We start from the raw sequence: 13,404 nt of genomic DNA on the forward strand, positions 1-13,404 counted from the left end.
GCAGAGGAAGCACATTTCATCTAGTTAGCGGGGGAGAAAATTCATGGCATGGGAGATTTTTAGCATCATAGGCACAATCGCTTTCGCACTAAGCGGAGCCATTGTTGCAATGGAAGAGGATTATGATATTTTCGGGGTATATATTTTAGGAATGGCAACCGCATTTGGGGGAGGTGCCCTTCGTAATTTATTAATCGGTTATCCAATCGTCGCGTTTTGGCAACAAGACATGTTATTCCAAATCGCACTATTATCAATGACGATCATTTTTCTTTTTCCTAATAAATTAATTAAGCATTGGAAAAAGTGGGAAAACATCACAGATGCCATCGGCTTATCAGCGTTCGCCGTACAAGGAGCTCTATACGCCCAAAAATTAAATTTACCAATTAGCGCTACAATTGTAGCTGCTGTTTTAACTGGCATTGGCGGCGGTATTATTCGTGATCTTTTAGCACGTAGAAAACCTCTCGTCCTTCGAGCTGATGTATATGCGTTTTGGACGATTTTAGCCGGTTTTTTGATTGGCGCTAAAGTCATCGTTAGCGATTGGGCTCTATACACCTTATTCATTTTAATTGTTTGCTTCCGCATGGTTTCTATTCATTACAAATGGTATTTACCGCATAGACGCATCGATACAAAGGAGCGCTCAATGCATAAATAGCAATCTAACCTCTTTACATATCGTAAAGAGGTTTTTCTTTTCTAACGAGTTTTTCTTTACATAATGTTTATACTAATTTTTAAAGCGAGGTGAATGCAAATGACAAACCATGTTAATAAAGGAGCTCAAAAAAGCTCAGTAAACCAATTTGGACATGATCCAAATTCAGCGCACGAAAAGAGCGCTAAAATGGAACGTCTTCATAAAACTCACCAAGAAAAAGCAAAAAAAGAGTAAACGAACTTATGCATAAAAACAGACGCACAGTTTACGTACTGTGCGTCTCCTCTTCAAGCATTAAATCCATACTTGATATCCCAATTAAATCATATTTATCATACGTATCCTCTTGTAACAATCGCATAGCTTGTGTACGAATCGATTTTTCAACAATATTCCGTACGTATCGCCCATTACTAAACGATGTAATTTGCGACGAATACTTTACCGCATGTAAATGATCTCGAAATTTCCACTCCGCTTCTTTAGATAACTGATATTCACGCTCCTCATACATTCTCTTTCCAATTTCCAACAGCTGATTTACCGAGTAATCCGCAAATTCAATAATAAATGGAAAACGAGATTGTAACCCTGGATTTAATGAAAGAAAATGATTCATCTCTCTTGAATATCCAGCTAAAATTAATACAAAACCGTGCTGCTTATCTTCCATATGCTTCACAAGTGTATCAATAGCTTCCTTTCCAAAATCCTTCTCTCCCCCCCGCGCTAAAGAATACGCCTCATCAATAAACAAAATACCTCCCATGGCCTTTTTTATTAAATCTCTCGTCTTTTGCGCTGTATGACCGATATACTCCCCCACAAGATCAGCACGTTCTGCTTCAACTAAATGCCCCTTCGATAAAATATTCATCTCAAACAACAATTTCCCTATCATTCTAGCAACGGTTGTCTTCCCAGTACCGGGATTTCCCCTAAATAACATGTGAAGCACTTGCTTCTCAGATTTCAACCCCATCTCTTGTCTTTTTTTATTTACATAAATCCAAGCATAAATTTCTTTTATTATCTTTTTTATTTCATCCATCCCAACAAGCTTTCCCATCTCTTCTTCAATTCTCTGCAACATCTCATGTTTAGTAGTGGTTTCACTTGAAATTACCGTTTTATTTTCTGATGCCGGTAACGAAATTTTCTTTCGATGGTTTAATACAATATTAATTTGATTGTTATTTTTCTTACGCATCGATTGTTCCATACAATCACCTCATTTTATCCACTCACCAAATATTATTATTCCAGTCCCTCTTGCAAATGCCTATTTTCAGAAAAGTTTGCTATAATATAAGAAATAATCAAGGTGGTGGGACTATGGAAACAACGGAATTCCATGATACAATACAAGCCTTTTCTATTTTTTTATTGAATAAAGGCCGAAAGTCTTCAACCATTAAACGTTATGTTTATGACATTGAAGATTTTGGACATTGGTTAGAAAAAAACAAAAAGCTCCCTTCCAGTAATATATGGGCAACACTTTGTACAAAAGACTATGAAGATTACTTTTCAGACTTAAAAAAGAATCGACACTACTCTGAGAAAACAATGCATCGTGTATTTATTGTATTAAATAGAATGCATCATTTTCTTAACATTCCAAATCCATTGAATGATATGGAAATTACTATTCAACCAAACCGTGCATTGCGTAATGAAGATTTCATTTCATCCGATGAAGAAAAAAGATTAAAGCATATAGTCACTTCATTAGAAGGACTTTCAGAAAAACAACGTCCCGTTCGTCCATTATTAATGGATCGTAATATCGCTATTTTAAGTATATTAATCGACTACGGACTATCCTTACAAGAGCTTACAGCATTAACTATGCATCACGTTCATTTTGAAACTAATACACTTTCTATTCCAGCAACCGCAGGAGTAGAAAGAACAATCACATTAGCAATCGAAGACAAAAAACAACTGTACACATATTATAAAAGTATTCCAGAACCAGTTCGTCCTAAATACCATAGTAATGACCCGTTGTTTGTTGCATTCGATTTTAACCGCGGAACATACAGATGGGTATACGAAAACGATGCACCAAAAGCACTAACAGAAATCGCTATCCAAAAAATGATCCGACTTGAAGTAGCAAGAGCCAATTTACGTAAAGGCATTTCTGGACAACATTTCCGGAACACGTTTATTTTACGCCTAATAAAAAAACAAACCCCAGAGCCAGAAATCATAAAATTAGTTGGCTTCAAATCAAAAATTTCACTAAAGCGATATTATCAATATGCTGAAAATAAAAAAAACGCCCTATAATAAGGCGTTTTTTTATTTTTTTCTCGAAACACTCAATTTCACTATGACCATTTAGCTATTCCCTGCATCTACTATGATGAGTTTCGTTCACATTCTTATCAGAAAGGAGAGATTTAATGTCTCGCTTTAACGACAATCAAAATAAATACTCCAATCCATGCTTTCCAACTAGCGCTGGACGAATTCCAACTACCCCAACGATTCCAATTACTAAAGCGCAAATTAGAACATTCCGTGCAATCATTAACGATTTAATAAAAATAATCCCTAAACTTTTCGCCAATCCATCTCCCAAAAACATTGAGAATCTAATAGATACATTGCACCTACTAAGCAAATTCATCTGTTCACTAGACACTACTTCCGCTCTGAAAGCACAAGGATTAGCCATCATTAAAAACTTAATAACTGTATTAAAAAATCCAACCTTCGTAGCAAGTGCTGTATTTGTTGAACTTCAAATTTTAATTAATTATTTACTTTACATTACAAAGTTATTCCGAATTGATCCTTGTACATTCCAAGAACTCCTTAAATTAATTGCAGAGTTACAAACTACTCTAGTTAATTCAGCTTCGTTCGGCAGAGGACCTACTGGACCTACTGGACCTACTGGACCTAGAGGTAACACGGGCGCTACTGGTGCGACCGGACCTAGAGGTAACACAGGTGCTACTGGTGCGACCGGACCTAGAGGTAACACGGGCGCTACTGGTGCGACCGGACCTAGAGGTAACACGGGCGCTACTGGTGCGACCGGACCTAGAGGTAACACGGGCGCTACTGGTGCGACCGGACCTAGAGGTAACACAGGTGCTACTGGTGCGACCGGACCTAGAGGTAACACGGGCGCTACTGGCGCGACCGGACCTAGAGGTAACACGGGCGCTACTGGTGCGACCGGACCTAGAGGTAACACGGGCGCTACTGGTGCGACCGGACCTAGAGGTAACACAGGTGCTACTGGTGCGACCGGACCTAGAGGTAACACAGGTGCTACTGGTGCGACCGGACCTAGAGGTAACACAGGTGCTACCGGTGCGACCGGACCTAGAGGTAACACGGGCGCTACTGGTTCCACTGGACCTCAAGGCGTTCAAGGTAACACAGGTGCTACTGGTGCTACTGGTGCTACTGGTTCCACTGGACCTCAAGGTGTTCAAGGTAACACAGGTGCTACTGGTGCTACCTCTGGGACCTCAAGGTGCTCAAGGTAACACGGGTGCTACTGGACCTCAAGGCGTTCAAGGTAACACAGGTGCTACCGGTTCCACTGGACCTCAAGGCGTTCAAGGTAACACAGGTGCTACTGGTTCCACTGGACCTCAAGGTGCGCAAGGTAACACGGGTGCTACTGGACCTCAAGGCGTTCAAGGTAACACAGGTGCTACTGGTTCCACTGGACCTCAAGGCGTTCAAGGTAACACAGGTGCTACTGGTTCCACTGGACCTCAAGGCGCGCAAGGTAACACAGGTGCTACTGGTTCCACTGGACCTCAAGGCGCGCAAGGTAACACGGGTGCTACTGGTTCCACTGGACCTCAAGGCGCGCAAGGTAACACGGGTGCTACCGGTTCCACTGGACCTCAAGGCGTTCAAGGTAACACGGGCGCTACTGGTTCCACTGGACCTCAAGGTGTGCAAGGTAACACGGGTGCTACTGGACCTCAAGGTCTTCAAGGTAACACGGGTGCTACTGGACCTCAAGGTCTTCAAGGTAACACAGGTGCTACTGGACCTCAAGGTGTGCAAGGTAACACGGGTGCTACTGGACCTCAAGGTCTTCAAGGTAACACAGGTGCTACTGGTTCCACTGGACCTCAAGGTGCGCAAGGTAACACAGGTGCTACTGGTTCCACTGGACCTCAAGGTGTTCAAGGTAACACAGGTGCTACTGGTTCCACTGGACCTCAAGGTGTTCAAGGTAACACAGGTGCTACTGGTTCCACTGGACCTCAAGGTGCTCAAGGTAACACGGGTGCTACTGGACCTCAAGGCGTTCAAGGTAACACAGGTGCTACCGGTTCCACTGGACCTCAAGGCGTTCAAGGTAACACAGGTGCTACCGGTTCCACTGGACCTCAAGGCGTTCAAGGTAACACAGGTGCTACTGGTTCCACTGGACCTCAAGGCGCGCAAGGTAACACGGGCGCTACCGGTTCCACTGGACCTCAAGGCGTTCAAGGTAACACGGGCGCTACTGGTTCCACTGGACCTCAAGGTGCTCAAGGTAACACAGGTGCTACTGGTTCCACTGGACCTCAAGGTGCGCAAGGTAACACAGGTGCCACTGGACCTCAAGGTGCGCAAGGTAACACAGGTGCTACTGGTGCCACTGGACCTCAAGGTGCGCAAGGTAACACGGGTGCTACTGGACCTCAAGGCGTTCAAGGTAACACAGGTGCTACCGGTTCCACTGGACCTCAAGGCGTTCAAGGTAACACGGGCGCTACTGGTTCCACTGGACCTCAAGGTCTTCAAGGTAACACGGGTGCTACTGGACCTCAAGGTCTTCAAGGTAACACGGGTGCTACTGGACCTCAAGGCATTCAAGGTAACACAGGTGCTACTGGACCTCAAGGTGCGCAAGGTAACACAGGTGCTACTGGTTCCACTGGACCTCAAGGTGCGCAAGGTAACACAGGCGCTACTGGTTCCACTGGACCTCAAGGTCTTCAAGGTAACACGGGTGCTACCGGACCTCAAGGTCTTCAAGGTAACACGGGTGCTACCGGACCTCAAGGTCTTCAAGGTAACACGGGTGCTACCGGACCTCAAGGTCTTCAAGGTAACACGGGTGCTACCGGACCTCAAGGTCTTCAAGGTAACACAGGTGCTACTGGTATAGGAGTTACCGGACCTACTGGACCTTCTGGTGGGCCTCCTGGACCTCAAGGTAACACAGGTGCTACTGGACCTCAAGGTGCTCAAGGTAACACGGGCGCTACTGGTGCCACTGGACCTCAAGGTGCTCAAGGTAACACAGGTGCTACTGGTTCCACTGGACCTCAAGGTGCGCAAGGTAACACAGGCGCTACCGGTGCCACTGGACCTCAAGGTGCTCAAGGTAATACAGGTGCCACTGGACCTCAAGGTGTTCAAGGTAACACGGGTGCTACTGGACCTCAAGGTGTTCAAGGTAACACGGGTGCTACCGGACCTCAAGGTGTTCAAGGTAATACAGGTGCCACTGGACCTCAAGGTGTTCAAGGTAACACGGGTGCTACCGGACCTCAAGGTGTTCAAGGACCAACGGGTGCTACTGGTATAGGAGTTACCGGACCTACTGGACCTAGCTTCCCAGTAGCAACAATCGTTGTAACAAACAACATCCAACAAACAGTACTCCAATTTAATAACTTTATTTTTAGTACTGCAATTAACGTAAACAATATTATCTTTAACGGCACAAATACAGTTACTGTTATTAACGCTGGTATTTATGTAATTAGCGTATCTATTTCTACAACTGCGCCAGGATGCGCTCCACTTGGAGTAGGAATTTCAATTAATGGAGCTGTTGCTACTGACAACTTCTCTTCAAATCTAATAGGCGACTCACTTTCATTTACTACAATCGAAACATTAGCTGCTGGAGCAAACATTTCTGTCCAATCTACTCTTAACGAGATTACGATCCCTGCAACAGGAAACACTAACATTCGTCTTACTGTATTTAGAATCGCTTAAATTTCACTATTTATTGTTTATGACAAATAAAAAAAAGAGCGAGAAACTCGCTCTTTTTTTGTTATGTACAATAATTCATTACTACTCTAATTCAATTGAAACATTTTTTTGTGGCACAAATGTAGAAATTGCATGTTTATAAATAAGCTGTTGCTTACCTTCTGTTTCCAGCAGGACTGTAAAATTATCAAATCCTTTAATTAATCCACGAAGCTGGAAACCATTTAATAAGTACAGCGTAACGAACGTATTCTCTTTACGGAGTTGATTTAAAAACTGATCTTGAATATTGATTGATTGCTTCATGTCGAATCCTCCTCTTTTTCTCTACTTACCTATTATTCGACTTTAGTTGTAGCTTTCCTTCTATGTATCGTAAAATTTCTGACGTTTTTTCACCATCAGTAACATCGAACCACGTGACATCCATCTTATTACGGAACCACGTTAATTGACGTTTTGCATAACGGCGTGAATTCGTCTTTAATTGTGATACCGCTTCTTCTAAAGATACACGATTCTCAAAATAATCATATATCTCTTTATAACCAATCGCTTGAATAGATTGACAATCTCGCACTCCTCTTTCATGTAAACCTTTTACTTCTTCTAATAAACCTTGTTCAATCATTAGGTTAACACGTAAGTTAATGCGATCGTATAGCATTTCTCGATCCATTGTCAAGCCAATTAATGAAACATCGTACAGTAACTCATTTTCTTGTTTTTCGAGCTGGTTACTCATTTTTTCACCCGTCGTGTGAAAAATTTCTAACGCCCGAATAACACGCCTTACATTATTGGCATGAATACGCTCCGCACTTTCTGGATCTACTTCTTGTAACTTTTTATGTACATATTCCACACCGTGTTCTAATGCTAACTTTTCCATCTGTTCTCGGTATGTAGCGTCCCCAGCCTCATCTGTAAACTGGTAATCGAATAGAACAGATTGTATATAAAGACCGGTTCCACCAACAATAATTGGTAATTTCCCGCGCTCTGTAATTTCTCGAATGCACTTACGGACACGTTCTTGAAATTCCGCCACAGAAAATGAATCTTCCGGATTTTTTATATCAATCATATAATGCGGAATTCCGTCCATCTCATCTATCGTCACCTTTGCAGTCCCGATATCCATCGTACGATAAATTTGCATGGAATCACCACTAATAATCTCACCATTCAACGCTTTTGCAAGATCGATACTTAATTTCGTCTTTCCGACAGCAGTTGGCCCAATGATGACAGCAACTTTTTCACGTTGCACTTCTCCCATATCATTCAACTCTCTTTATGTAATATACTCCATCTATTGATTATACCCAATCTTACCAATTTTAACGGCATGATTGCAAGTTCTTTGAATCCAGTACATGAAATTACACAAAAAAAAAGAGCATAGCTTGTCCAATTCTGCATATACATGATTAAAAATAGCTCGGAGAGGGTGCAATGACTATGAAACAAGCGACTATCGATTTTCCCTTATTAATAAAAGACCTTATTTTAGCTACTGCTAAAAAAGAACAAAATTGTTCACAAGAAGAATTATACTTCGCACTAAATTGTTTACTACGTTCCTTTCATTCTACTCTTCAAGAAACAACGTTACATCCAGAAAATAAAAATACAGAGTATATGCAAACTCAATTTTGCACCGCGTATAAAATTATTACAGGTAAAACAATTTACCCTTTTCAATAATTCTTATATAAAAAAAGCGGCCGCTTAGACATTTTTAAGCAGCCGTTTTTTATTTTAATAAATTATTTTATAACTTTCACTTTAACGGATTTACGACCCCAACTATCAGCAGTGCTATCTGAACCAACTAAAACATCAATACGGTTTCCTTTAATCGCACCACCAGTATCTCCAGCAATTGCTTCTCCATATCCTTCCACCCACACTGTTGATCCGAGAGGAATTACTTTCGGATCAACAGCAATAACTTTCATATTTGGATTCGCTGTTAAATCATGCCCCATCGCAGTTAACACACGACCACCATATGTGCCATTTTCACTCGGGTGAGCTGTGTAAGCTGTCGCTTCTACTGTTATTTCACGACCAGCAGGTTCACTTGTTTCAGTAGATTTTGCCACTGGCTTAGTTGCCGGCTTCGCTTGCGCTACTGGTTTACTTGATGCTCCACTTTTAACTGATTCTTTTCCATTAACTGCCGTATCATTTTTAGCCGGCGCTTTCTCCTTAACTGATGTATCATTTTTAACCGCCGTTTTCACCTTAGTTGGCGCTTCATCTTGAGCTGGAACTTCTTTTCTTTCAATAACAGGTGCTGTACCTGTTAAAAATGGTATGTGAACATACGCCGCTTTCCCGCCATATTCGAATTGTAACCATTCGTTTTGTACTTGATTTGTCGTTTCAATCAAGTCATCTTTTTTAAGCGTGCCAAGAATTTCTGAATCAGTATTCGCTCCAGCACGAATGTTTAATACGTTTGCTGTTACATAATAAGAACTTTTCGTAAACTCAGCACTTACAAAAGCTTCTTTACCATCTAATTTAATTTTGGACCATCCGTTTTCTGTATTTATAACATCTAATTTATTTCCACTTAACATTTTACCTACAAGTTTTGATTCTACAGTTGGGTTTTCTCTAACGTTTAATACATCTGTTGTTACAATCGTTTCCGCTTTAGCAGAACCTGCAAAAATCCCAAGACCAAAAACTGCTGCTGTTGCTATACCTAATAATTTTTTCATGAATAGCCTCCATTTGCTTTGTTTTCGTGTTCTCATTATAGCAACAGTTTTTTGTAGAATTTCGAAAATCACACAATTACAAAGCATTCGTAATAAACGATTAATGATTTGTAACATAAATTTCCATATTAAAAAATTGTATTTCTACCAAAATTAGCAATAGTTTTCATATATTTCTCACAAATTAGTATAAGAATTTTTTTCCAGAAAAAATTACAGTATTACTTTTTTGTTACAAAAAAATCACTTTTCATTACATCTTTTACCAAAATCCATCATAATCCAATTATTAAATTACTTTTTGTAACGAAAAAGGAACAACTCCTATTAGCTGTCCCTTTTTATCTTTTATTTAACTTTCTTCTTCCAAACACCTATCATAATAGCTGAAACAATCGTTCCAATTAATATAGAAACAATATATAGCAACGGTTTATTCACTAATCCGATAACAAACAATCCACCATGCGGTGCCGGCAATGTAATTTGGAATAACATAGATAAGGCACCCGCGATACTTGAACCAACAACACAACTTACTATTACTCGAACCGGATCGGCAGCTGCAAATGGAATCGCACCTTCTGTAATAAACGATGCTCCCATAATATAATTTGTTAAACCAGATTTACGTTCTGCTTCTGTAAATTTTGTTTTAAAGAATGTGGTTGCGAATGCAATCGCAAGTGGCGGTACCATACCACCAGCCATAACTGCTGAGTGCACTCCAAAATTCTGCGCTTCTATTGCAGCAATACCAAATGTAAATGCCGCTTTATTAATTGGACCACCCATATCAATTGCCATCATACCACCTAAAATAAGACCTAATAATATAGCATTCGTACCGTTCAAACCATTTAACCATCCTGTTAACATTTCATTTAATGCTACTACAGGCGGATTTACTACTTTTTGCATAACAACTCCTGTAATCAACAATCCAAAGACTGGATATAACAAAACAGGTTTAATTCCTTCTAACTGTACTGGTAATCCTGAAAATAATCTTTTCAATCCTAAAACAACATATCCAGCTAAGAAACCAGCAATTAATCCACCTAAAAATCCCGCATTCGCTTGTGCTGCTAAAAACCCACCTACAACACCAGGCATAAAACCAGGACGATCAGCAATAGAACTCGCAATAAATCCAGCTAAGATTGGTACAAGGAATAAAAACGCACCTGTTTTTCCTCCCCCAATAGACATGAACAATTCAGCTAAAGGACCTTCCGCTTTTATACCACCAAACGAAAACGCTAGTGCAATTAAAATTCCACCACCAACAACGAACGGAAGCATATTACTTACACCGCTCATTAAATGCTTATAAATTCCTAGCCCTTTTTCTTTCTCTACATTTTCTGCCTTCCCATCCTCTTTTACCCCTTTAAAGATTGGTGCATCTTGTTTTATAGCTCGATTAAGAAGGATTTCAGTTTTTCTAATCCCATCGGCGACTGGTACTTGAATGACATGCTTCCCAGCAAAACGATTCATTTCTACTTGTTTATCTGCAGCTACAATAATAGCCGTTGCGCGTTCAATGTCCTCTTTCGTTAAATCGTTTTTAACACCTGTTGATCCATTCGTTTCAACTTTAATCGCTATTCCTAACTCTGCTGCTTTTGCTTTCAAACTATCCGCAGCCATATATGTGTGAGCGATACCAGTCGGACAAGCTGTAACAGCTAATACGTATGGCTCATTCCCTTCTGGCTTTGCTACTTCAACTTCTTCTTCGTCTTCTTTTTCATTCTCTTTTTCATCAAATAAACGGAGAAGCTCATCCTCATCCTTTGCTTCTAATAATTGCTTGCGGAACCCTTCATCCATCAATAACGTAGAGAGACGAGATAACGTTTCTAAATGAGTATTATTCGCCCCTTCACTCGCAGCAATCATAAAAAACAGATGTGCAGGCTGTCCATCAAGCGACTCATAGTTGATACCGCTTACACTTCTACCAAAACAAATCGATGGTTGTTTAACGGCATTCGTCTTCGCATGAGGTATAGCAATCCCTTCCCCTATGCCAGTTGTACTTTGTGACTCCCGCTTTAAAATAGATTCTTTAAATTCAGCTTTACTATTTAAACGATTTGCTCCGTCTAATTTCTCAACTAATTCATCTATGACAGCTTCTTTATTTGAAGCTGTCAAGTTCATAATAACTGTATCCCTTTTTAATAGTTCTGTAATTTTCATATGTTACTTCCCCCTATTGCTTAGTTACAATTACTTGCGACAATAATTCTTCTACTTTTTCTTTTTCACATAAATCAGCTGAAAATGCTGTTGCACTCCCTGTTGCAACGCCATATTGAAATGCCTTTTCAATATCTTTTGTCTGTTCATATTTACCTACAAATCCTGCAACGAGAGAATCTCCGGCCCCAACCGAATTAATTACAACACCTTTTGGAACAGTTGCTTCATATATACCTTGTGCCGTAAATAATAAAGCCCCATCTCCAGCCATTGATACGATAACATGCTCTACACCTTGTTCAACTAATTTTCTTCCAAACGGTAAAACATCTTCTACTGTTGAAATCTCTACTCCGAATAACTCACCAAGTTCATGATGATTAGGCTTTATTAAAAATGGTTTATTTTTAATTACATGCTGCAGCGCACTTCCACTTGCATCGACTACTACGCGAATACCTTTCTCAGCTCCGAGCGCTGCGATTGATTCATAAAAAGTAGTTGAGATAGACGCCGGTACACTTCCAGCTAGTACAACACAATCTCCCTGCCTCATACTTTCGATTTGTTTCATTAATTGTTCAAATTGTTCATTTGTCACATTAGGACCTTGCCCATTTAATTCTGTCTCTTCTTGCCCTTTTATTTTCACATTAATTCGTGAATCACCGTCTACTTGGACGAAGTTTGTTGTTACACCTTCCGCCTGTAATACATCTTTAATAAATCGACCGGTAAATCCACCAGTAAATCCAAGCGCTACATTTTCAACACCTAAACGATGAAGAACACGAGAAACGTTAATGCCTTTCCCTCCAGGAAATTTCATATCTTTCTCTGCTCGATTTACTGCGCCTAAATCGAAGGAATTAACTTGTACTACATAATCAATAGATGGGTTTAAAGTAACTGTATAGATCATTGTTTATCAGCCTCAATTACATTGGTTTGTCTTTTATATTTTTCTAAATCAATTTCTAAATGGTTTGTAATAATATTCGCTTCTTCAACATTGGCAATTTTCGCAAATGCAACTTCTGAGAACTTACTTTCATCAATTAAGAAATATCCTTCGTTCGCAAATGTTAATGCCATTTGTTTTAAAAGTGCCTCTTCTGGATCTGGAGTTGTAAAACCAAGCTGTTCATGTACACCATTTGCTCCTAAGAAACATTTATCAAAACGGTACTTTTGCATACTTTCCTGTGCCATAGCACCAATTAAAGCTTTCGTCCTACTCTTCATCATCCCGCCTAGTAAATACGCACGAATATTATTTTCAACTAAAGCTTCAATATGCATAAGTCCATTCGTTACGACAGTAACATCTTTGTTTATTAAAAATGGAATCATTTCAAATGTTGTACTTCCTGCATCTAAATAAACGCAATCCCCTTGTTCAACAATACTAGCCGCATACTTGGCAATTTGTTGTTTTATTTGAATGTTTTTGGATGATTTTTCAATCATCGTTGGCTCCTGTCCTTTTCCTGTTAAAACAGAGGCACCACCATGAACTCTTTTTAATAACCTTTGTTTTTCTAATTGTGCTAAATCACGACGAATTGTCGATTCAGAGCTTTCTGTTCTTTCAACTAATTGTTGTAATTTAACAACCTTCTGCTCTTTTACAAGTTGCAATATCATTTGATGACGTTCAGGAGTTAACATTTTATTCACCTCTTCTTTGATTACAGTATAATGAAAACGACCACAAAAATCAACCATAAACAGTCAAAAATAGTCACTATCAATCAAAACCGGTTATAAACAAAAAAAAGAAACCTATTTGAT

At 40.0% G+C, this 13,404-nt stretch carries 11 protein-coding genes and 1 pseudogene; 5 read left to right on the plus strand and 7 right to left on the minus strand.

The genetic code is table 11. The annotated features are described in order from the left end of the window. The first annotated feature begins 43 nt into the window (after positions 1-43). Positions 44-667 (plus strand): trimeric intracellular cation channel family protein, encoded by a 624-nt coding sequence (locus tag MHH59_RS18515; RefSeq protein ID WP_340852073.1) that lies wholly within the window; start codon positions 44-46, stop codon positions 665-667. Between the two features lie 99 nt (positions 668-766). Next, positions 767-904: a hypothetical protein gene (locus MHH59_RS18520; RefSeq protein WP_002087943.1), complete on the plus strand. Its 138-nt coding sequence runs from the start codon at positions 767-769 to the stop codon at positions 902-904. 31 nt (positions 905-935) lie between these two features. On the opposite strand, the gene spoVK is transcribed toward MHH59_RS18520, so the two are convergent. Further along, positions 936-1,892 carry a stage V sporulation protein K gene (gene spoVK / locus MHH59_RS18525; RefSeq protein WP_002014481.1) on the minus strand — a complete coding sequence of 319 codons (957 nt, stop codon included), beginning with the start codon at positions 1,890-1,892 and terminating at the stop codon, positions 936-938. Positions 1,893-2,005: 113 nt separating this feature from the next. Here spoVK and MHH59_RS18530 point away from each other — a divergent pair, with 113 nt between their 5' ends. Further along, positions 2,006-2,968: a tyrosine-type recombinase/integrase gene (locus MHH59_RS18530; RefSeq protein ID WP_002128613.1), complete on the plus strand. Its 963-nt coding sequence runs from the start codon at positions 2,006-2,008 to the stop codon at positions 2,966-2,968. 116 nt (positions 2,969-3,084) lie between these two features. Further along, positions 3,085-6,658 (plus strand): annotated as a pseudogene (locus tag MHH59_RS18540) (Gly-Xaa-Xaa repeat protein). A gap of 81 nt (positions 6,659-6,739) precedes the next feature. Here MHH59_RS18540 and hfq read toward each other — a convergent pair. Both hfq and miaA read right to left on the minus strand, forming a co-directional pair. Next, entirely contained in the window at positions 6,740-6,964 is a 225-nt protein-coding gene (hfq, locus tag MHH59_RS18545) for an RNA chaperone Hfq (RefSeq protein ID WP_000813896.1), read from the minus strand. 25 nt (positions 6,965-6,989) lie between these two features. Further along, on the minus strand, positions 6,990-7,940 hold the full coding sequence (gene miaA, locus MHH59_RS18550) for a tRNA (adenosine(37)-N6)-dimethylallyltransferase MiaA (RefSeq protein WP_340852078.1): 951 nt from the start codon (positions 7,938-7,940) through the stop codon (positions 6,990-6,992). A gap of 182 nt (positions 7,941-8,122) precedes the next feature. Between miaA and MHH59_RS18555 the strand changes: the two genes are divergently transcribed. Beyond that, a complete protein-coding gene (locus tag MHH59_RS18555) occupies positions 8,123-8,368 on the plus strand; it encodes a hypothetical protein (protein WP_340852981.1) in 246 nt (81 codons plus the stop codon). A gap of 62 nt (positions 8,369-8,430) precedes the next feature. Here MHH59_RS18555 and MHH59_RS18560 read toward each other — a convergent pair whose 3' ends face one another. From MHH59_RS18560 to MHH59_RS18575, 4 genes are all read right to left on the minus strand, one after another. Continuing rightward, positions 8,431-9,396 (minus strand): 3D domain-containing protein, encoded by a 966-nt coding sequence (locus MHH59_RS18560; protein ID WP_078178279.1) that lies wholly within the window; start codon positions 9,394-9,396, stop codon positions 8,431-8,433. Positions 9,397-9,744: 348 nt separating this feature from the next. Beyond that, entirely contained in the window at positions 9,745-11,607 is a 1,863-nt protein-coding gene (locus MHH59_RS18565) for a PTS fructose transporter subunit IIABC (RefSeq protein WP_340852079.1), read from the minus strand. Positions 11,608-11,620: 13 nt separating this feature from the next. Next, positions 11,621-12,532, minus strand: coding sequence for a 1-phosphofructokinase (pfkB, locus tag MHH59_RS18570; protein WP_340852082.1), 912 nt, complete (start codon positions 12,530-12,532; stop codon positions 11,621-11,623). After that, positions 12,529-13,281 (minus strand): DeoR/GlpR family DNA-binding transcription regulator, encoded by a 753-nt coding sequence (locus tag MHH59_RS18575; RefSeq protein ID WP_002128628.1) that lies wholly within the window; start codon positions 13,279-13,281, stop codon positions 12,529-12,531. The genes pfkB and MHH59_RS18575 overlap by 4 nt, the downstream gene beginning before the upstream one ends. Between the last annotated feature and the right edge of the window lie 123 nt (positions 13,282-13,404).

Source organism: Bacillus sp. FSL E2-0195 (assembly GCF_038003645.1).
Lineage (GTDB): Bacteria > Bacillota > Bacilli > Bacillales > Bacillaceae_G > Bacillus_A > Bacillus_A mycoides.

Coding starts and splice junctions, on each gene's coding strand:
- MHH59_RS18515 (WP_340852073.1), top strand. CDS start 44: ATGGCATGGGAGATTTTTAGCATCATAGGCACAATCGCTTTCGCACTA.
- MHH59_RS18520 (WP_002087943.1), top strand. CDS start 767: ATGACAAACCATGTTAATAAAGGAGCTCAAAAAAGCTCAGTAAACCAA.
- spoVK (WP_002014481.1), bottom strand. CDS start 1,892: ATGGAACAATCGATGCGTAAGAAAAATAACAATCAAATTAATATTGTA.
- MHH59_RS18530 (WP_002128613.1), top strand. CDS start 2,006: ATGGAAACAACGGAATTCCATGATACAATACAAGCCTTTTCTATTTTT.
- hfq (WP_000813896.1), bottom strand. CDS start 6,964: ATGAAGCAATCAATCAATATTCAAGATCAGTTTTTAAATCAACTCCGT.
- miaA (WP_340852078.1), bottom strand. CDS start 7,940: ATGGGAGAAGTGCAACGTGAAAAAGTTGCTGTCATCATTGGGCCAACT.
- MHH59_RS18555 (WP_340852981.1), top strand. CDS start 8,123: ATGAAACAAGCGACTATCGATTTTCCCTTATTAATAAAAGACCTTATT.
- MHH59_RS18560 (WP_078178279.1), bottom strand. CDS start 9,396: ATGAAAAAATTATTAGGTATAGCAACAGCAGCAGTTTTTGGTCTTGGG.
- MHH59_RS18565 (WP_340852079.1), bottom strand. CDS start 11,607: ATGAAAATTACAGAACTATTAAAAAGGGATACAGTTATTATGAACTTG.
- pfkB (WP_340852082.1), bottom strand. CDS start 12,532: ATGATCTATACAGTTACTTTAAACCCATCTATTGATTATGTAGTACAA.
- MHH59_RS18575 (WP_002128628.1), bottom strand. CDS start 13,281: ATGTTAACTCCTGAACGTCATCAAATGATATTGCAACTTGTAAAAGAG.